This window comes from Azospirillum sp. B21, assembly GCF_008364825.1.
Lineage (GTDB): Bacteria > Pseudomonadota > Alphaproteobacteria > Azospirillales > Azospirillaceae > Azospirillum.
The window spans coordinates 83,166-102,770 of sequence record NZ_VTTO01000008.1; the positions used below are offsets into that span (position 1 = coordinate 83,166).

A 19,605-nucleotide genomic window follows, 5' to 3' on the forward strand; every position below is an offset into this window, starting at 1 on the left:
GGTCAGCCAAAGTTCGGCGAGCGGGGCCGTCCGGGCGGGGTGGCCGGGGTCGCGGGGCCGGTGGACGCACCGGTGGGGGAGACCGGCTGGATCGGGGTCTGCACCGGGGTCTGGAAGGCCGGGGCGGCAGGGACCGCAGGAGCGGAGACGGGCGCACCCGGCACGGTGCCGGAATTGGGCGGCAGCACGCCGGCGGCCTCCAGCCGCTGGCGCATGCCTTCCAGGGCGGACAGGCTGGCGAGGAAGCCCGGCAGGCTCATCACCACCCGCTGGCGGATGGCGGGCAGCGGCTGGCCGTTGGCGTCCTTGCGCAGGGCCGACAGGCTGAACAAATCGATGCGGACCATGCCGTTGCCGAAGCCGATATCGAAGACCCCGTCGGCATAGAGTTCGGGGATGCGGTCGTCCGGCGGCGGATCGATGGTCATGATGGTCCCGGCAGCAGAAGGCGGGGCGCCGCTGCGGCACCCTCGCATCCTCTTTCTACCGGAAGGCGGCGACCCGGACCAAGCCGCCAATGCCCGCATCCGCAAAGAGACACAAGCGCCGCTTGCGCTTCATGCCTCCTTGCGGTCGGTCTGCGGATCAGTTGCGGCCGTAGACGTCCTCCAGCCGGACGATGTCGTCCTCGCCCAGGTAGGAGCCGGACTGCACCTCGATGATGGTCAGCGGCACCTTGCCGGGGTTTTCCAGCCGGTGGACCGTGCCGATCGGGATGTAGATCGACTGGTTCTCGTAGACCATCACCTGCTCCTCGCCGCGGGTGACCAGCGCGGTGCCGTTGACCACCACCCAATGCTCGGCGCGGTGATGGTGCTTCTGCAAGGACAGGCGCGAGCCGGGGGCGATGGTCAGGCTCTTCACCTGGAAGCGGTCGCCGGTGTGCAGCGACTGGTAGGAGCCCCAGGGACGGTGGACCCGGCGGTGGCTGACGGACTCGCTGCGCCCCTCCGCCTTCAGCCGGTCGACGATGCGCTTGACGTCCTGCGCCTGGCTCCGGTCGGCGACCAGCACAGCGTCGTCCACCACCACGACCACGGCGTTCTCCACCCCGACCACGGCGGTCAGGTGGTTGTCGCTGCGGACGTAGCAGTCGCGCGCGCCCTCCAGCAACACGTCGCCGACGACGACGTTGCCTTCCCCGTCCTTGTCCCCGACGTCCCACAGCGCCGACCAGGCGCCGACGTCGGTCCAGCCGATCTCGCAGGGGACGACGGCGGCGCGGTCGGTGCGCTCCATCACCGCATAGTCGATGGAGATGCTGGGCGCCTTGGCGAAGGCGGCGGCATCCAGGCGGAAGAAGTCGAGATCCTTGGACCCCTGGTCCAGCGCCTCGCGGCAGGCGGCCAGCACCGCCGGGGCGTGGCGCTCCAGTTCGACCAGCAGGCGGGCGGCCGGGAACAGGAACATGCCGCTGTTCCAGGCATAGGTGCCCTCGGCAAGGTAGCGCTCGGCCACCTCCAGCGACGGCTTCTCGACGAAGGCGGCGACGTTGTAGGCGCCGTCGGCCTCGTCCATCGAATGGCCGCGGCGGATATAGCCGTAGCCGGTCTCCGGCCGGGTCGGGGTGATGCCGAAGGTGACGAGGCGGCCGGCCTGGGCCGCGCGGGCGGCGATGGCGACGGCGCGGCGGAAGGCGTCGGCGTCGCGGATCTCGTGGTCGGCCGGCAGGATCAGCAGCAGCGCGTCCGGATCGTCGGCGGTCACCGCGAGGGCGGCGAGGGCGCAGGCGGCGGCGGTGTTGCGGCCGGCCGGCTCCAGGATGATGCCGCGGGGCGTGCAGCGCGACTGGCGCAGCTGCTCGGCGGCGAGGAAGCGGTGTTCCTGGTTGCAGATCACCAGGGGGGCCGAGAAGACGGCATCCGCGGCGCCGACGGCCGGCGTGGAACCGGGCCCTGTGGAGCCGAATTGCGCGCTGACCCGCAAGGCGGTGTCCTGCAGCATCGTCCGGTCGGAGCAGAGCGGCAGGAACTGCTTGGGATACAGTTCGCGCGACAAGGGCCACAAACGGGACCCCGTACCGCCGGACAGCAGCACCGGGACGATCTTCTGCGCGGAATTGCCGTTCATCCTGCCGCCATTCATTGTGGTGAACCTGTGACCGGGCACCGGAAAGCCGACGGTCGAAACCAGCGGCCGGCGCCATGGCGGTTCGTTATAGACCGCGCTTTCCGCGCTCCACAAGCACCCCTCCGAGACCCATCCGACCGGGGCGCCCCTTCCGGGACAAGGCGAGACAAGACTCCAAACGGGGCGGCTGCGGCATCCGGCAGCCGGGCCAATGGCCGGGTCCGAGGTTGGAGTCTTGTCGCGCCCCCCTGCCCGGCGGTACCCGCAGCCTTGGATCGGACGGGCGATCGGGGAGAAGCTGAGAAGGCAGGGGCGCGACAGAACTCCAAACCGGCCCCCGAACCGGATCGATGCGGAGCCGTGAATCAAGAGCGAGTCATGGCCGATTCGCCTCCGCGACTCGGAAATGAGCGAATCGGAAGCGATTCGGGGCCGAATCGAAATGTCCCGCCTGGAGTCTTGTCGCGTCGGCCGAAAAATCCACAGGCAATGTGGACTATCCGCTGGAGTCTTGTCGCGGGAGTTCTGGAGTTTTGTCGCGCGACTCGCGATTCTCTACTGGAGTCTTGTCGCGCAAACTATTAACTGAATCAAATAACCGTACAAATAGTTTGAGCGACAAGACTCCAAATTGCTGGCACTAACCGGCCGTGATATAGGGTTCCTCGCAAAGTCGTGCCAAGGTCAGCTCGCTATGGGACAGATACACACCCTGATCACCCAGCTTGGACGCGACCAGGCGAAGGCGCTCCAAACCGATCCGGATCAGCGTTCGCTAGTCGACGTCGCCGCTGCCGTCCTCGAAGAGGAGCGGCAGGAGCTTGGCATCACCTATTCGGGTTTTGCGCTGACCGCGCTTCCGCATCGTCGTCTTCCCGACGACCAGCCGTGGGAGCGCCGCGGACATAAGATCCGCTTGCTGATCGAGCCTGGACGACTGCCGATCCGCAACGGCGGCTTTAAGCTTTACGGCGTTCCCTACGGCAGCCGCGCGCGGATGATCCTGCTGTATCTGCAGACCCGAGCGATCCAGACCGACAGCCGCGAGGTCGAGCTGGGCCGCAGCATGCACGAATGGCTGGACCGCATGGGCTTGTCGGTGGGCGGCCAGACCTACCGCGACATCCGCGAACAGGCCTCGCGCATCGCCGCCTGCAACCTGACCTTCGCCTGGGAGGACGCCCACAGCATCGGCTTCGAAAAGGGCTCGATCGTCAAGGGCGGCATCCATTTCTCGGCCAATGCCGGGGCGGAGCCGGGCCAGGGATCGCTGTGGGAGGACCGCGTCCTGCTGTCGGAAGCCTTCTTCCGCGAGTTGAAGGCCCATCCGGTGCCGATCTGGGAGCCGGCGCTGCGCCACATCCAGAACAACAGCACCAGCATCGACATCTATATCTGGCTGGCCTACCGGCTCCACAGCCTGAACCGCTCCACCCCGATCACCTGGCCGGCGGTGTTCGAGCAGTTCGGCGCCGGCTACAGCCGCCTGCGCGATTTCCGCAAGCGCTTCATCGAGGCCTTGCAGCTGGCGCTCGCCGTCTATCCCGACGCGCGGGTGGATGTCGAGGAACAGGGGCTGATGCTGCACCCCTCGCCGCCGCCGATCCCGGAGCGCAAGTTCGCCCAGCTCTGCCGGTGAAACTGCGGGGCTGTCGTAAGACGCTTTCAGCACCCGATCCATACGACCGTCATCCCCGCGAAGGCGGGGATCCAGCTTTCCTATATAAGCCCTTGAAACAACTGAATTCCCGCTTTCGCGGGAATGACGTCTTGCAAACGTTCGAGACTGGAGCGGGGGCGTCCCACCCCCTGCGACAAGACTCCAAACTCCGCCCCCTCAGGGGTTGGCGCGCAACGCCTTCGCCAGCGGGTCGAGCAGGCGGCGGAGCGTTGAATCCAAAAGGCTTTCGTCCAGGCTACCGGACAATGCCAGGGCCTGGGGCGGCGTCATGAAGAAAGGCGCGCCGGCGGCGGATCCGCTGCGCTGAAGGGTCGCCGCGAGTGCCAGAAGCCGCTTTCCGCCTTCCGGCCGCAGGGTGGCGTGGACCAGCAGCAGCAGGGTGCCGGGATCGGCGATGCGGGCGTCGTTGGGGGAGAGCGCCGCAACCGCCGGACCGGAGGCCAGCAGCCCCGACAGCACCGCGGCGGCGCGGCCGCACAACGCCTCGTCGCCCAAATCCGGAACAGGCCCGCCATCGGCATCCACCGCGCAGAGCAGGCCGACACGCTCGACACGCTGGAAAAAGGGCAGGGGCGACATGGCGGCGGCCTCCGGGATGTGAAGGAGCAGGCTCGCGGCGAGCAGCAGCGCCGGGCGGATCCGCATCATCGCACCTCCTCGGTATCAGCAGTGGGCTCGGTGTCGGCGGTGGGGCCGGCATCGTCCGGCGAGCGGACAGCTTATAAGCGCAAGGCGACCGGGGCGGAACGGATGCTTCCGAGGGGGCCCGGGGCTCCTCAGGCCGGCACCGGCTCCCGGTTCGCTATGAGACTGTTGATCGCCTGCTCCGCCAATGCCGAGCGGAGCGGCAGCCGGCCGTACAGCTCCGGCGGGGCGAGGGAGCGGGAGCGGTCGTCGCTGACCACGTCCACCAGCAGGACGATCCGCTGCTCGTCGGGAGCGTTCTCCACCTGGTGGGGGAAGGTGAAGTCGCCGGCCCACGGAGTCCCGGCCGGATAGGCGGCGGGGCTGTCGCCGATCCAGGTGACGGCGGCGGGCGGGGCGATGACCGGCACGATCAGCCGCGCTTCGGGCTGGTGCAGGCCGGCGCCGTCGTAATGCCAGCGGAGCAGGCCGCCGGGCTCCTGCCGGTGGACGTAGCAGGACAGGATGCGGCAACCCAGCCCCTCCAGCAGGGCGCGGGCGCTCGGCATCATGTCCAGCGCCGGGGTCGGCCGGCCGGTGGCGCGCAGGGTGTCGGAGCCGAGCCCCTCCTCGATCAGGGTGATCGACGACCAGCTGCCGTCGCCGGCCATGAACATGCGCCCCTCGTCCCCCGTCGCCGCGTCGAGGGCCGCGAACTCGCGCTGGAGCGGCGCCGGGTCGGTGCGGACGGTCAGCGGGGCGTGCAGCATCAGGCCGCTGCCGACGGTGACCTGCTGCCAGGGATGGAGGGGGCGGGGCTGCATGGCGGGCGGGCCGTTCGGTTGTGGTTTCGTTCAGTTCTTAAACTTTTTCCGGGAGATGTGCCAGTCGGGCCGTCCCGATCGGGCGGATGGTCTTATGCATCGACAGCGGCGATGGATGGCTGCAGGCTGTCGCCCCCGTTCTCAGTCTTCCGGACATCGTCCTGCCATGCGGATCCTGTTCGTCCACCAGAACACCCCCGGCCAGTACAAGCATCTCGTCCGCCATTTCGCGGCGGATCCGGCCCATCAGGTCGCCTTCATCGGCAAGGTCCGGCGCGAGCTGCCGGCCGGGGCGCAATTGGCGCTCTACCGGCCGACGCGCGAGCCGGGCGAGGCCACCCATCCCTATATCCGCATGTTCGAGGGGCAGGTTCTGCACGGGCAGGGCGCGGTGCGCGCCGGTCTGGCCCTGCAGAAGGAAGGCTTCACCCCCGACGTGATCTGCGCCCATCCCGGCTGGGGCGAGGCCTTGTTCCTGAAGGACCTGTTCCCGAACGCGCGGCTGCTGCTCTATTGCGAGTTCTTCTACCGGGCCGAGGGCTCCGACGTCGGCTTCGATCCGGAGCGGCCGGTGACGCTGGAGACGCGCTGCCGCATCCGCACCAAGAACGCCGCCCTGCTGACCGGGCTGGACGCGATGGATTGGGGCGTCAGCCCGACGGAGTGGCAGCGGCGGCAGCATCCCGACGCCTTCCGCCCGCGCATCTCGGTGATCCATGACGGGGTCGACACCACGGTCTGCCGGCCGGATCCGGCCGCCACCGTCACCCTGCCCGACGGCCGCACCCTGTCGCGCGACGACGAGGTGGTGACCTATGTCGCCCGCAACCTGGAGCCCTATCGCGGCTTTCCCACCTTCATGCGGGCGGCGGCGGAGCTGCTGCGGCGCCGGCCCAACCTGCACATCCTGATGGTCGGCGGCGACGAGGTCAGCTACGGCGCCCCGCCCGAGGGCGGCGGCACCTGGCGCGAGAAAATGTGGCGGGAGACGATGCTGGACGCCGCCGGCACGCCCAGACATGAGGCGGCGCGGCTGCATGTCCTGGGCAAGCTGCCCTATGAGCAGTACCTGTCGGTCCTGCGCATCTCGCGCGCCCACATCTACCTGACCTTCCCCTTCGTCCTGTCCTGGTCGATGCTGGAGGCGATGGCCTGCGGCGCCGTGATTGTCGGCTCCGACACGCCGCCGGTCGCCGAGGTGATCGAGGACGGGGTGAACGGGCTGCTGACGGACTTCTACGATCCGCCGGCACTCGCCGACCGGGTGGAGACGGTGCTGGACGACCCGGAGCTGCGCGCCGCCCTGTCGGCCGCTGCAAGGCGGACGGCGGTGGAGCGCTTCGACCTCGCCACCGTCTGCCTGCCGGCGCAGATCCGCCTGCTGCAGGACGTGCAGGCCGGGCGGATGCCTGCCCTTTAGGAAAGGGAGGTTACCGGTCCGCCGCCAACCTCTCCAGGTCGCTCCGCACCGCCTCGAACACCGGGGTCCAGTCCTCGTCCGGACCCTGGCGGTAGAGGCGCATCGACGGGTACCAGGGGGTGGTGGGGCCGGTGCGGCCGTAGACCCAGTAGGGGACATGCTGCACCAGGTTCCACACCGGCACCCCCAGCGAGCCGGCGAGATGGGCGACCGAGCTGTCGGTCATGATGACCAGATCCAACTCCTCCAGGACCGCCGCGGTGTCGGCGAAGTCCTGCATCTCCGGCCCCAGCGCAACGATGCCCGCATCGGGCAGGGCCTGCAGCTCGGCCTCCGGCGGTCCCTTCTGCAGGCTGTGGAAGGCGGTGCCGGGAACCGACAGCAGCGGCAGGAAGCGCTCCAGCCCGGCGGCGCGGATGTGGTTGTCGCTGAAGCCCTGGTTGCCGGACCAGACGATGCCGACCCTGAGCCGGCCGTCGCGAGCCCCCAGCAGCCGGGCGGCCTTGGCGCGCGCCTCCTCCGGCACGGTCAGGCGGGCCGGCGGCGGCACCGTGGCGGCGGTGGTGCCGAAGCGGTGCGGCAGGCTCATGATCGAGCTGTGGACATGGTAGATCGGCGTCGGCGCCACGTCGCGCGGCACGAAGGCGTCCACTCCCTCCATCCCGTCAAACAGACGGCGCAGCTCGTCCGCGCGTTCGACCACCACCCGGCGGGCGCCCAGCCCCTTCAGCAGCGGCAGGTAGCGCGCCATCATGATGGTGTCGCCGAAGCCCTGCTCGGTGGTGATCATGACGATCCTGCCGTCCAGCGGCTCGCCGGTCCAGCGCGGCCCCTGGTGGGGACGGTAGGCCTGCAACTGGTATTCGTCGAGCCAGTAGCGGCATTCGTAGTCGGCGAAGCCCTCCTCATACTCCCCCTCGTGCAGGCGGATCTGGGCGCGGCCCCAGCGGTGGCTGGGATACTCCGGCTGCAGGCGGATCAGCCGCTCCAGCGCCTCCCGGCAGGCGGGAAAGTCGCCGCGGCGCTGCAGGGTCACGGTCAGCCGGAACATGGCGTCGGGATCGGCGGGGGCGAGCGCCAGGGCGCGCCGGATGGCGTGCAGCGCCTCGGCATGCCGGCCGCAATGGGACAGGGCGAGCGCCCGCTCGGCCCAAGCGGCGTCCCGGCCGGGATCGAGGAGCAGGGCGCGCCGGCTGCTGTCCGCGGCCATTCCGCGCAGGCCCGGCCGGTTCAGCACCTTGCCGCGGATGACCCAGCCTTCGGTATCGGCCGGATCCTCGGCCAGCCGGAACTCGATCGGACGGGGAGGAGGGGCCTGCGGCGGACCGGGGACCGCCGCAGGAGCGAAGGGGGCGCCGGGGAAGGGCGGGAAGCCCGCCATGGGAAGGACCGGAGGCAGGGGCGACAGGGGAATGCTCGTCATGGACCGGCCGGCGGAGTGGGGGGAGAAGGGCGGCTGGAAACTATAGAGAAGCGGGTCCGGCACCCGCAAGGCGCGACATCCGGCAAACAGTATCGCCTTTGGGACGTGTCCGCCCGTTCGCGCCGGCGGCTGCGCCGCCTGCCGACAGGCCTTGCAAGGGCGGTCATCCTGAATTAACCCGATCGTCAGAAAGCGCCGGTTACGGTCGGGGTTCAATTCGACCCCCGATGCGGCGCCCGCTCCGGACGGAACCGTCCGAAGCGATCGCGCGGAAAATCAAAAGGCTGGAGTGCATCGGATGCTTCAGTGAACATCCGATGCACTCCGGAGCGATGCGGCTTCAACGGACGGAACCGGCGGTGACGACACATTCCAGCAAGGCCAGCGAGCCCAAGCCATGGCATCCGGACCCTGCCGCCGGCACCGGGCTGGAGGCCGGCCTGCGCATGCTGGACGGCCGGTCGATCCTGATCACCGGGGGGACCGGCTCCTTCGGGCGCCGCTTCGTCGAGACGGTGATGCGCCATGCCACGCCGCGCCGGGTGATCATCTTCTCCCGCGACGAGTTCAAGCAGTACGAGATGCAGCAGCGCATGCCGGCGGAGTGGGCGCCGACGCTGCGCTATTTCATCGGCGACGTGCGCGACCGCGAGCGGCTGGAACTGGCGATGCGCGGCGTCGACTTCTGCGTCCATGCCGCGGCGCTGAAGCATGTGCCGGCCGCCGAATACAACCCGATGGAATGCATCCACACCAACGTCTACGGGGCGGAGAACGTGGTGCGTGCGGCGCTGTCGATGGGGGTGCGGCGCGTCGTCGCGCTGTCGACCGACAAGGCGGCCAACCCGATCAACCTCTATGGCGCCAGCAAGCTGGCATCGGACAAGATCTTCATCGCCGCCAACAACCTGTCGGGCGCGCTCGACACCCGCTTCGCGGTGGTGCGCTACGGCAATGTGGTGGGCTCGCGCGGCAGCGTCGTCCCGCTGTTCCGCAAGATGATCGCGAACGGCGCCGACCATCTGCCGGTCACCGACGAGCGGATGACCCGCTTCTGGATCACGCTGCAGCACGGCGTCGATTTCGTGCTGTCCTGCTTCGCCATGATGCAGGGCGGCGAGATCTTCGTGCCGAAGATCCCGAGCATGCGCATCGCCGACCTCGCCCGCGCCATGGCGCCGGAGCTGCCGCAGCGGATCGTCGGCATCCGGCCGGGCGAGAAGCTGCACGAGGTGATGATCACCGAGGATGATTCCCGCCAAACCTACGAGCTGGCCGACCGCTACGTGATCGAGCCGGCCTTCGCGTTCTGGCAGCATGCGCCGTACGAGCGGCTGAACGCCCGTCCGGTGGCCGACGGCTTCCGCTATGCCAGCGACGGCAACGACGATTGGCTGGACGGCGAGCGGCTGCGCGACCTGCTGGCGGAAGCGCCCTGATGGCGGATCCCGTGCCGGGGGAGCTGCCCTTCCTTCCCTACGGCCGCCAGTCGGTGGAGGAGGAGGACATCGCCGCGGTGGCGGCGGTCCTGCGCGGCGACTGGCTGACCCAGGGGCCGGCGGTCACGGCCTTCGAGCGGGCTTTGGCCGCGCGGGTGGGGGCGGCCGATGCGGTTGCCTGCGCCAACGGCACCGCGGCGCTGCGGCTGGCCTATGCCGCGCTCGGCATCGGGCCGGGCGATGCGGTGGTGGTGCCGTCGAACACCTTTCTCGCCACCGCCTCGGCCGCCCGCCACGCCGGGGCCGAGGTCGCCTTCGCCGACGTCGATCCCGACAGCGGCCTGATGGGCGTCGCCGAGGCCGAGGCCGCCATCGCCCGCGCCCGCAAAGCCGGCTGGCGCGTCCGCGCCCTCGCCCCCGTCCATTATGCCGGGCAGACCGCCCAAATGACCGGTGCGGCCGGGCTGGCGGCACTCGCGCAGGCGGAGGGGCTGGCGCTGGTTGAGGATGCCTGCCACGCCATCGGCACGGTGGATCTGTCCGAGGGATGCGAGACGCCGGTCGGCGCCGGACGTGCGGAGGTGGAGGCGGGGTCGCTGGCCGTCTTCTCCTTCCATCCGGTCAAGACCATCGCAGCCGGGGAGGGCGGGGCGGTCACCGGCGGCGATCCGGCGCTGATGGCGCGGGTGCGGCGCCTGTGCAACCACGGCATGATGCGCGTGCCCGAACCGGGGGAGGATTTCGCCGATCCCGACGCCGCGCTGGATGCGGAGGGGAACACCAACCCCTGGTACTATGAGATGGCGGAGCCCGGCTTCAATCACCGCCTTTCCGACATCCATGCGGCATTGGTGCTGAGCCAGCTCGGCCGGCTCGACCGCCTCATCGAGCGGCGGGCGCGGCTGATGGCCCTCTATGCGGAGCGGCTGGCCCCGCTGGCCCCGCTGGTGCGGCCGCCGGCCCTGGTGCCCTGGTGCCGGCCGGCCTGGCACCTGTGCGCGGCGCGCATCGATTTCGATGCTGCTTTGGATGCCGGGGGGCGGACCCGGTCGGCGGTGATGACGGCCCTGCGCGGCCTGGGCATCGGCACCCAGGTGCACTATATCCCGGTCCATCGCCAACCCTACTGGCGCCGCCGCTACGGCGACCTCGCCCTGCCCGGCGCCATGACCCATTATGCCCATACGCTGTCGCTGCCGCTGTTCCCGGCCATGGCCGACGGCGACGTCGACAGGGTCGCCGCGGCGCTGGAGCGGGTCCTGTCCTGACGGATGTCCAGCCGGCCATCCTGACGGAAGATCAGGGTCCAGACCGTTTCGCCCAAGCGATTCCGTTAGCGTTTTGGACAGGATGGACGGATAACAATGGCGTCGTCAGGACGGCATAGGCCTAGGTCCAACGGCTGAAGAGCCGCATGGCCGGGGCCGGGTCATCCCGAGCGCCGCTCCACAGTGCTTCGCGTACGGACCTCCGAATTTGCTTCGCAACACGCTCTGGAATCTGCTTGGCGAGGGGCTCCCCATGTTGGCGGCCCTCGTGTCGATTCCGTTGCTCATCTCCGCCGTCGGGATGGAGCGTTTCGGCGCGCTGACCCTGATCTGGGCGCTGCTCGGCTATCTGGGGGTGCTCGACCTCGGGCTGGGACGGTCGCTGGTGCAGGTCGTCGCCGACCGGATCGGACATGCGGGCCATGATGCAGGAGGTCCGGAAAACAAACCCGGAGCTGACCAGGGCGGCGGCGGCACGGCGGGCATCGCCGGGCCGGCCATCGCCCTGATGGGGGCCATCGGCCTCCTGACCGGCGGGGCTGTGGCGCTGGGCGCCGGGCTGCTGGCCGACCGGTTCCAGCTGGATACCGGCACCTCGCCGGATGAGATCCGGCTGAGCCTGCTGATCGCGGCGGCCATCGTGCCGATCGCGCTGGTCTCCGCCGGCCTGCGCGGCGTGCTGGAGGCGCACCAGCGTTTCCGCCCGATCAGCCTGGTGCGGATGACGGTGGGGGTGCTGAACTACCTGAGCCCGCTCTGCGTTCTGCCCTTCAGCCAGAGCCTGGTGCCGGTGATCGCCGCCATCGCGGCGGGGCGCTTCATCGGGCTGGTCGGCTATGGCGTGCTGGCCGTGCGCCAGATGCCGGACCTGCTGCGCCCCATCCGCTGGGGCCGCCAGAGCCTGCGCGGGCTGTTCACCATGAGCGCCTGGATGATGCTGAACAATCTGGTCGGCCCGGCGATGCTCTATGCCGACCGCTTCATCCTGCTCAGCCTGGTGCCGGCGGCGATGGTCGCCTTCTACACCACCCCGTTCGAGCTGCTGTCGCGGCTGATGGTGATCCCCGGCGCCCTGTCGCTGGCGCTGTTCCCGCTGGCCTCCAGCCTGTTCCGGCGCGACCCGCCGGCGCTGGGCCGCATCCTGGACGCCGGCGGCCACCTGACGCTGGCGGTGTTCCTGGCGATGCAGGCCGCCACCATCGTCGGCGGCGAGGCTGCGCTGGGGCTGTGGCTGGGCCCGGCCTTCGCCGCCAACAGCGCGTCGGTGCTGTCGATCCTGATGCTGGGCGTCTTCTTCAACGCCACCGCCTATGTGCCCAACACCCTGATCCAGAGCGTCGGCCGCGTCGACGTGACCGCCCGGCTGCAGCTGGCCGAGCTGCCGGTCTATCTCGGCGTGCTGTGGCTGCTGGCCGAGCGCTACGGCGCCGTCGGCGCCGCCGCGGCCTGGAGCCTGCGCACCGCGGTCGATTGCGGGCTTTTGCTGGTCCTGCTGCCGCGCGTGGCGCCGGGCACGGGGGCGGTGGCGCTGACCATCGGCCTGCGCGCCCTGCTGGCCGGGGTGGCGGGAACGGCCGGGCTGCTGGTCGGCGGGCCGGTGGGGGCGGCGATCAGCCTGACCGGCCTGCTGGCCGTCGGCCTGGGCGTCGCCGGCCGGCTGCTGCGCACGCGGTCCTGGGAGAAGCTGTCCGCTCCGCTGCGCAAGTCCCGCGCCGCCCGGCTGATCGACGGAACCGCGGCGGACCGCACGTAACACCACCTTATCAGGACACGGCGGGGTGGTCCGGCCGTCCTCGACCGTCACGATGCGCGGGTGGTTCCTTTGCCGCCGGAAATGCGCTATGTGAGCGGAAACTCTGTGCAACGCTGGTTGGAGTTCGAAGGCCATGGCCGAGGGTACTGTGGACTATTACGCGATGGTCGAAGAGGCTTGGCAGCTCAGCGACACCGCGCGCGACTATGTGAAGAACGCCGGCCGCGAGGTGGACAACACCGAGCTGTGGGAGAAGGTGTTCGCCTCCTCGCCGCTGATCGACCTGGAGCGCACCCGCGCCGAAGGCGGCCAGCCGCTGCAGAAGATCTTCTTCAAGAACCCCTACGGCCTGCAATACCGCGCCGACCACAAGGACTGGATCCCGTTCCGCCACGGCGCGCTCGACCCGGCCTATCTCCAGGTGATCTGACCGGGCCGTCCGGCCGGGCAGTGCCGTCTTGCGGTGGAGGTTAGGGGGCGAGCATGGCGCGGCTGGTGGCGGGGCAGGGCTTCGCCCTCGATCTGGATGAGGCCCGGCTGGCGAACGGCTTCGTCGCCGACGCCTTCACCACCGTGCCGGACGCCTCCTCCATCGCCGCCGGTGCCGGCAGCCTGACCGTCGCCCGCACGGTCGCCGGCCGGGCGCACGCCACCCTGCTGGACTATGCCGCCTCCGGCAGCGGGGCGACCGCCTCCGTCCGCTTCACCGGCCTGAGCGACCGCGATGCGGCCGGGCTCTTGCGCTACCGGATCGAGGGGCTGGACGTCGCGCTGACCGGCGGGACGCTCGACCGGCTCGGCGCCCGCATCTTTCAGCAGATCGACGGCTTCGTCGGGGCCGACGCCAACGACAGCGTCCATCTCGGCGTGCCGGGCGGACGCAGCTTCGACGGCGGCGGCGGCATCGACCGTGCCGTCTACACCGCCGACCCGCGCCGTTATGCCCTGCAGGGCGGCGCCTACCGTGCGGAGACGCCGGTGGTGGTGGCGCTCGACGGCAGCGGCCGGCGCCATGCCGTGGTGTCGAGCCGGAACGCCGACACGTTGACCGATGTCGAGCTGATTACCATCGACGGCCGCACCGCCGCCCCGGCGGCGCTCGCCTTCGATGCGCGGAGCTACCTTGCGGCCAACCGCGACCTCGCCGCCGTCTTCGGCGACAATGTGGTGGCCGCCGCCGCCCATTATTCCTGGAACGGCCGGAACGAGGGGCGCAGCCTGGGCGGATTCGACGCGCTGGGCTATCTGGGCGCCAATCCCGACGTGCTGGCGGCGGTCGGCGTCGATGCCGGGGCCGCCATCCGGCATTACCTGTCCTATGGCGCCCGCGAAGGGCGGACCGCCGGTTTCGATCCCTATGGCTATCTCGCCTCCCATCCCGACGTGTTGGCCGCCGTCGGCATCGATCCGGCGGCGGCGGTGGTCCACTATGCCCGCCACGGCCGGGGCGAGGGGCGCAGCGTGACCTTCGACGCGGCGGCCTATCTGGCGGCCAACACGGATGTGGCGGCGGCCACCGGCGGCAATGCCGCTGCGGCCAAGCTCCATTACCTCGGCTTCGGCCTGCGCGAAGGGCGGCCGTTGCGGGTGACCCCCGGCCGGTCCCCGGTGGCGTCCATGAGGGCCGCTTCCATGGGATTGGCCATGCCGGCCGCCGCCGCACTCTTGGGAACCCCGCAGGGCGTGCCGGTCGTCGTGACCGGGACGGCCGGCAACGACACGCTGAGCGGCAGCGCCGCCTATGACGCGCTTGGCAACCCGATCACCGACGCGGTGGACGGGCTGGCCGGGATCGACAGCTTCGTGCTGACCGGCGCGCTCGCCTCCTACTCTCTGGCCATCGATGCCAACGGCAATCTCGTGGTCGGCGGTCCCGACGGCACCGACACGCTGACCGGCATCGAGATGCTGCAGGCCACCGATGGGGTTTATCCGGTGGGATCTCTGGTCGGCTTCTCCCAGCCGTCGCTGACGGGCTTGACCGTTTCGACCTCCGCCTCCACCGGTGACGATTATCTGGTGGGCGGGATCATGGGGGACGCCATCGGCGGCGGGGCCGGCAACGACACCATCTCTGGCCTGACCGGCAACGACACGCTGTTCGGCAATGCCGGCAACGATGCCCTGCTGAGCGGCGACGGGCTGGACCAGCTGGAGGGCGGGGCCGGCAACGACCTGATGTTCGGCGGGGCCGGGGACGACCTGCTGCGCGGCGACGTCATCGATGTGGTCGGCAACGACACCCTGCTGGGCGAGGACGGCAACGACTGGCTCGACGCCGGGGCGGGCAACGACTGGCTGGACGGCGGCGTCGGCAACGACACGCTCTATGGCGGGCTGGGCGGCGACGTGCTGCGCGGCGGCGGCGGCGACGACATCCTGTTCGGCGACGTCTATTCCGACCGCAACACCGAGATCTCGGTAAATCCCCGCGACACCACCACCCTCTACGAGGACGTCCTGCTGGGCGGCGCCGGCAACGACACGCTGGTCGGCGGCTATGGCGCCGACCTGATGGACGGCGGGGCGGGGGCGGACGTCTTCTCCATCCGCAACCTGAACGAATCCACCCTGGCCACCCCCGACGTCATCATCGCCTTCAACGGAGCCGTGGTGGCGGAGGAGGCCCTGCAGGGGCTGGCGAGCTACGCCACCATCGGGGCCGAGGGCGACCGCATCGACGTTTCGGAAATCGACGCCATCACCGGCGCCACCGCCAACGATGCCTTCACCTTCGTCGGCACCGCCGGCTTCACCGCCGCCGGCCAGCTGCGCTATCAGGCGTCCGGAACGGTCACGCTGATCGAGGGCGAGGTGAACGGCGATGGGGCGGCCGACTTCCGCATCCAGGTCAACATCGCCAACTACAGCTTCTCCGCCTTCGACTTCGTGCTGTAGGCGCGCGGCGGCCATCCTCATGATGTTCACCCTCGTCAGGACCGAACGGTTCGAGCAGGAGATCAAGAAAAGCCGTTTCCTGGCCCACGCCGCCCCGGCCGGCAGCGAGGAGGAGGCGCGCCGCGTCATCGCCGCCGGCAGCAGCCCGGATGCCGGCCACAATTGCTGGGCCTTCCGGATCGGCGACATCTACCGCTTCAGCGACGACGGCGAGCCCGGCGGGACGGCCGGGCGGCCGATCCTGCAGGCGATCGAAGGGCAGGGCCTGGACCGCGTGGCGGTGGTGGTCAGCCGCTGGTTCGGCGGCATTCTGCTGGGCGCGGGCGGTCTGGTGCGCGCCTATGGCGGCACGGCGGCCAGCTGCCTGAAGGCGGCGGAGCGCGAGCCGATCGTCGACTATGCCACCCTGTCCATCGCCTGCGCCTTCGCCGAGGAGGCGCGGATCCGCTCCAGCCTCGGTTCCTTTCCCGGCACCCAGGTCGAGACCACGGGCTTCACCGCCGACGGCGTCCAGCTTCGCGTCACGCTGCCCCGCGACCGTGTGGAGGATTTCACCCGCATGGTCACCGACCTCTCTCGTGGCCAAGCCGTGATCGGGCCTGTCGGAGATCGCGGATAAGCGGAAGCGCGGCTGTTTTCCATAAGGGCGTTTATACGTTTTTCATATCATTAAATCATGATTAATAATGATGAATTTGTGGTTTGGAAACTTGTCGCGCCGCCGCCGGGCCTGCCGGCCGACGGGGAGGGTTGACGCGAGTTGCACCTCTTTTTCGTGCGCTATAATTGGCTGATTCCCGCAAAAGGGCAATTTTGAGCAATCGCGGGTGAATGCGGGGTTCCGACGAAATCACCGGGTGAAATAGCGCCATACTTCTTCCGCTTTACTGGGAAGGGGCGCCTGTTCTAGCCGGTGATACCCCAACTTATCGAGTTGTTAGCAGCAGCTTCCTCCTCACATTTGGGTCAATACGGCCGATTGGCCCAACAAATCATCACTGGAATGCGGTTGCGTGCCGGCAACCGGCGGGAAAGATCCTGTCCCGGTCCCGCCGCCCTGCCGTCTTCAAGGAGGACCATCTGTGCGCGACGTACTGATTGCGGACGCCGGCCTCGCGGATCTGGACCGGCTGCTCGACCGTTGCCGGCCGGACCTTCGCGTCGTCCGGGTGGCGGCCGACGGGGATGGCGGGAAGGCCCTGGCCGATGCGCTCGCCGGGCGGCCCGCGGCCATCCATCTGCTGGCCCATGGCGAGCCGGGCGCGGTCCGCCTGGGCGCCCGTTCGCTCGACGTCGCGGCGCTGGAGGAGGCCGGGCGCTCCTGGCCGCAGGCGCCGGACACGGAAATCCTGATCCATGCTTGCGACGTGGGGGCCGATGACGGACGCTTCGCCGCGGCGCTCGCCCGGGCGACCGGCGCGCGTGTCGCCGCCGCCAGCCATCCGGTCGGCCATCCGTCGCTGGGCGCCTCCTGGGACCTCGACGTGACCACCGGGCCGGTCGCCGCCGCCCTGCCCTTCTCCGGCACCGGCGACTGGGTCCATCGGCTGGCCTACAGCGGCACCCCGTCGGACGGCGACGACACGCTGGTCGGCGACGACACCGGCAACATCATCGACGGCGGGGCCGGCAACGACAGCATCACCGGCGGCAGCGGGAACGACAGCCTGGTCGGTGGGGAGGGCGACGACACGCTGGTCGGCGGCGGCAACACCGGCGTCGCGGCCGGCGATACCATGAATGGCGGGCTGGGCGCCGACCATTATGTCGGCGGCAGCGGCTTCAACATCGTCACATACGAGGACGCCACCGCCGGCATTACGCTGGACCTGACCAACGGCGCCAACAACACCGGCGAGGCGGCGGGCGATACCTTCGAGAATATCCAGCGCTGGATCGGTTCGGAATATGCCGACAGCCTGACGGCGGGCGACACCGCGGTGTGGTTCTGGGGCCATGGCGGCAACGACGTCGAGCATGGCGGGGCCGGCAACGACACGCTGGAGGCCGGCAACGGCAACGACAGCGTCTTCGGCGGCGGCGGCAACGACCTGATCTACGGCCGCGCCGACAATGACGAGCTGCATGGGGAGGCCGGCGACGACACGGTGGCCGGCGGCGGCGGTGCCGACCTGATCTACGGCGATGCCGGCAACGACCTGCTGAAGGGGGACTGGGAACGCGACACCATCCATGGCGGCGACGGCGACGACACCATCCTGGCCGGCATCGTCTCCGCCGGCAGCTATGCCCAGACCCAGGCCGACACGATCTTTGGCGAGGCCGGCAACGACCGTTACATCGTCGTCAGCCAGTATGACGCCGGCACCGTCAGCTTCGACGGCGGCAGCGGCACCGACACGCTGGAGGTCCGCTCCGACAATCTGAGAAGCTACAACGGCTACGACCTGGAATATTACACCGCCGTCGCCTCGCCCACGATCGACCTCACCAGGATGACGCTGGCCAGCGTGGAGCGGCTGGAGCTGACCGGCAGCCAGGATCACACCGTGACGCTGACGGGCGCGCAGGCCGCCGGCTTCGAGGTCATCGCCGGCAGTGCGGCGTCCGACACCCTGCGCATCGCCGGCAGCGCCGACCTGTCGGCGGTGGCCCTGTCCGGCATCGAGGCCATCGACGTCACCGGCAGCGGCGCCACCCTGACGCTCGCGGCTTCGCAGCTGGCTGGGCTGGCGCTGAGTGGCAACGGCAACGCGCTCGCGGTGGCGGCGTCCGGCGATGGGGCAACCGTGGACCTGTCGGCGGCCGCCGGCTTCGCGCAGGTCGCCCTGACCGGCACCGCCGGGGCCGACGAGCTGACGGTCGGGGCTGGGGCGACCGTCACCGGCAACGGCGGCGGCGACATCATCCGCATCGCCGCCGGGACCACCGGTGCCGTCACCGTCACCGATGCCGCCATCGGCGACCGTCTGGTGATGGAGGGCGCCGACCTCGCCGGCATGGAGGTGGAGGCGGCCGCCGGCTCCACCGTGCTGCGCGTCGGCAGCGGTCTGGCCGTAACCCTGACCGGGAGCTTCGACGCCACCCAGTTCCAGGCCGGCGGCAGCGGCAGCATCACCATCGTTCAGGCCGTTTCGCCTCCCCCTCCCCCGCCGCCCCTCACGTCACCGGATCCCGCACCCGATTCCCCGCCGGTTCCCCCGCCGGCCCCTACCCCGGTTCCAACCCCCGATCCCACTCCGGTCCCCACTCCCGTCCCGTCAGCCGATCCCGCCTCCACGCCCCAGGCGCCGTCCGCCGGGGGGATGCCGGCCGGCTTCAACGCGCTCGCCTACATCGCCTCCCACCCGGACCTGATCGCCGCCTTCGGCACCGACGCCGATGCCGCGGCCCGGCATTACCTGCAGAACGGTCAGGCGGAGGGGCGGAGGGTCACCTTCGATCCGCTGGCCTACACCGCCTCCTTCCCCGAACTGATCGCCGCCTTCGGCACCGACGCCGATGCCGCGGCCCGGCACTACATCGAGCTTGGCCGGGCCGAGGGGCGTATCCCGAACTTCAACGGGCTGTCCTACATCGCCTCCCACCCTGACCTGATCGCCGCCTTCGGGACCAACGCCGACGCAGGCACCCGGCACTTCATCGAGAACGGCTATGCCGAGGGGCGGAGCGTCACCTTCGACGGCTACAATTACCTGGCGGCCAACCGCGACGTGGCGCTCGCCTTCGGCGCCGATCCCGATGCCGCGGCCCGGCACTACATCCAGAACGGCCTGTCGGAGGGCCGGCCGGCCCAGGGCTTCGACGCGCTGCGCTACATCGCCAGCAACCCGGACCTGATCCAGGCCTTCGGCCCCGACGTCCAGGCGGCGGAGATCCATTACATCCAGGTCGGCTACGCCGAGGGCCGGTCGCTGACCGCCTTCGACCCCGCCGCCTATCTGGCGAGCAATCCCGAGATCGCCGCGGAGTTCGGCACCAGCGACGCCGCGATCGAGCTCGCCTACATCAAGCGCAGCACCTCGACCGAGACGGCGGCCATGCCGCCTGCCGCCAGCCCCGCAGCCATGGAGATGGCGCCCATCGCCGTCACCATGCTGGCGGCGGGGATGACCGGGTCGGAGGCGCTGGGGATCGGCAGCGGCTTCCACGACCCGGCATTCTCCGGCACGGCGTCGGGCATGCTGGCGGTGGGCGACGGCGGGCTGTCCGGCCGGGAGCGGACGGAGCTTCCCGCCTGAGCG

14 protein-coding genes are annotated in these 19,605 nt (G+C 70.0%); 9 read left to right on the forward strand and 5 right to left on the reverse strand.

What is annotated here, in order from left to right; all coding sequences use genetic code 11:
• Positions 1–2: 2 nt before the first annotated feature.
• Both FZ983_RS19700 and FZ983_RS19705 read right to left on the reverse strand, forming a co-directional pair.
• Positions 3–428: a hypothetical protein gene (locus FZ983_RS19700; protein ID WP_149225221.1), complete on the reverse strand. Its 426-nt coding sequence runs from the start codon at positions 426–428 to the stop codon at positions 3–5.
• A 157-nt stretch (positions 429–585) separates the two neighbouring features.
• On the reverse strand, positions 586–2,070 hold the full coding sequence (locus tag FZ983_RS19705; protein WP_149225222.1) for a mannose-1-phosphate guanylyltransferase/mannose-6-phosphate isomerase: 1,485 nt from the start codon (positions 2,068–2,070) through the stop codon (positions 586–588).
• A gap of 694 nt (positions 2,071–2,764) precedes the next feature.
• Here FZ983_RS19705 and FZ983_RS19710 point away from each other — a divergent pair.
• Positions 2,765–3,709, forward strand: a complete 945-nt coding sequence (locus tag FZ983_RS19710; RefSeq protein WP_012978551.1) for a replication protein RepA — start codon at positions 2,765–2,767, stop codon at positions 3,707–3,709.
• Between the two features lie 198 nt (positions 3,710–3,907).
• Here the strand turns inward: FZ983_RS19710 and FZ983_RS19715 are convergent, their stop codons facing one another.
• The gene (locus FZ983_RS19715; RefSeq protein WP_247883850.1) at positions 3,908–4,399 is read right to left on the reverse strand and encodes a hypothetical protein; all 492 of its coding nucleotides are present in this window, start codon (positions 4,397–4,399) and stop codon (positions 3,908–3,910) included.
• Between the two features lie 128 nt (positions 4,400–4,527).
• Complete coding sequence (locus FZ983_RS19720; protein ID WP_149225223.1) at positions 4,528–5,199, reverse strand: aspartyl/asparaginyl beta-hydroxylase domain-containing protein; 672 nt, start codon at positions 5,197–5,199, stop codon at positions 4,528–4,530.
• Between the two features lie 166 nt (positions 5,200–5,365).
• Between FZ983_RS19720 and FZ983_RS19725 the strand changes: the two genes are divergently transcribed.
• The gene (locus FZ983_RS19725) at positions 5,366–6,619 is read left to right on the forward strand and encodes a glycosyltransferase family 4 protein (RefSeq protein ID WP_149225224.1); all 1,254 of its coding nucleotides are present in this window, start codon (positions 5,366–5,368) and stop codon (positions 6,617–6,619) included.
• A gap of 10 nt (positions 6,620–6,629) precedes the next feature.
• Here the strand turns inward: FZ983_RS19725 and FZ983_RS19730 are convergent, their stop codons facing one another.
• Positions 6,630–8,042 (reverse strand): tetratricopeptide repeat-containing glycosyltransferase family protein, encoded by a 1,413-nt coding sequence (locus tag FZ983_RS19730; RefSeq protein ID WP_149225225.1) that lies wholly within the window; start codon positions 8,040–8,042, stop codon positions 6,630–6,632.
• Between the two features lie 359 nt (positions 8,043–8,401).
• On the opposite strand from FZ983_RS19730, the gene pseB reads away from it, so the two are divergent.
• From pseB to FZ983_RS34505, 7 genes are all read left to right on the forward strand, one after another.
• Positions 8,402–9,481, forward strand: coding sequence for a UDP-N-acetylglucosamine 4,6-dehydratase (inverting) (pseB, locus tag FZ983_RS19735; RefSeq protein ID WP_211102958.1), 1,080 nt, complete (start codon positions 8,402–8,404; stop codon positions 9,479–9,481).
• Complete coding sequence (locus tag FZ983_RS19740) at positions 9,481–10,749, forward strand: aminotransferase class I/II-fold pyridoxal phosphate-dependent enzyme (protein ID WP_149225226.1); 1,269 nt, start codon at positions 9,481–9,483, stop codon at positions 10,747–10,749. The genes pseB and FZ983_RS19740 overlap by 1 nt, the downstream gene beginning before the upstream one ends.
• A gap of 253 nt (positions 10,750–11,002) precedes the next feature.
• Positions 11,003–12,502, forward strand: coding sequence for a flippase (locus FZ983_RS19745; protein WP_149225227.1), 1,500 nt, complete (start codon positions 11,003–11,005; stop codon positions 12,500–12,502).
• Positions 12,503–12,635: 133 nt separating this feature from the next.
• Positions 12,636–12,932, forward strand: a complete 297-nt coding sequence (locus tag FZ983_RS19750; protein ID WP_044553747.1) for a hypothetical protein — start codon at positions 12,636–12,638, stop codon at positions 12,930–12,932.
• A 53-nt stretch (positions 12,933–12,985) separates the two neighbouring features.
• A complete protein-coding gene (locus FZ983_RS19755; protein ID WP_149225228.1) occupies positions 12,986–15,400 on the forward strand; it encodes a calcium-binding protein in 2,415 nt (804 codons plus the stop codon).
• Positions 15,401–15,419: 19 nt separating this feature from the next.
• On the forward strand, positions 15,420–16,019 hold the full coding sequence (locus FZ983_RS19760; RefSeq protein ID WP_149225229.1) for a YigZ family protein: 600 nt from the start codon (positions 15,420–15,422) through the stop codon (positions 16,017–16,019).
• A 463-nt stretch (positions 16,020–16,482) separates the two neighbouring features.
• Entirely contained in the window at positions 16,483–19,602 is a 3,120-nt protein-coding gene (locus FZ983_RS34505; RefSeq protein ID WP_211102959.1) for a DUF4347 domain-containing protein, read from the forward strand.
• Positions 19,603–19,605 lie beyond the last annotated feature (3 nt).

What these genes read in the sequence shown, in the direction of transcription:
- FZ983_RS19700 (WP_149225221.1), bottom strand. Translation starts at nt 428, where the DNA reads ATGACCATCGATCCGCCGCCGGACGACCGCATCCCCGAACTCTATGCC.
- FZ983_RS19705 (WP_149225222.1), bottom strand. Translation starts at nt 2,070, where the DNA reads ATGAACGGCAATTCCGCGCAGAAGATCGTCCCGGTGCTGCTGTCCGGC.
- FZ983_RS19710 (WP_012978551.1), top strand. Translation starts at nt 2,765, where the DNA reads ATGGGACAGATACACACCCTGATCACCCAGCTTGGACGCGACCAGGCG.
- FZ983_RS19715 (WP_247883850.1), bottom strand. Translation starts at nt 4,399, where the DNA reads ATGATGCGGATCCGCCCGGCGCTGCTGCTCGCCGCGAGCCTGCTCCTT.
- FZ983_RS19720 (WP_149225223.1), bottom strand. Translation starts at nt 5,199, where the DNA reads ATGCAGCCCCGCCCCCTCCATCCCTGGCAGCAGGTCACCGTCGGCAGC.
- FZ983_RS19725 (WP_149225224.1), top strand. Translation starts at nt 5,366, where the DNA reads ATGCGGATCCTGTTCGTCCACCAGAACACCCCCGGCCAGTACAAGCAT.
- FZ983_RS19730 (WP_149225225.1), bottom strand. Translation starts at nt 8,042, where the DNA reads ATGACGAGCATTCCCCTGTCGCCCCTGCCTCCGGTCCTTCCCATGGCG.
- FZ983_RS19740 (WP_149225226.1), top strand. Translation starts at nt 9,481, where the DNA reads ATGGCGGATCCCGTGCCGGGGGAGCTGCCCTTCCTTCCCTACGGCCGC.
- FZ983_RS19745 (WP_149225227.1), top strand. Translation starts at nt 11,003, where the DNA reads ATGTTGGCGGCCCTCGTGTCGATTCCGTTGCTCATCTCCGCCGTCGGG.
- FZ983_RS19750 (WP_044553747.1), top strand. Translation starts at nt 12,636, where the DNA reads ATGGCCGAGGGTACTGTGGACTATTACGCGATGGTCGAAGAGGCTTGG.
- FZ983_RS19755 (WP_149225228.1), top strand. Translation starts at nt 12,986, where the DNA reads ATGGCGCGGCTGGTGGCGGGGCAGGGCTTCGCCCTCGATCTGGATGAG.
- FZ983_RS19760 (WP_149225229.1), top strand. Translation starts at nt 15,420, where the DNA reads ATGATGTTCACCCTCGTCAGGACCGAACGGTTCGAGCAGGAGATCAAG.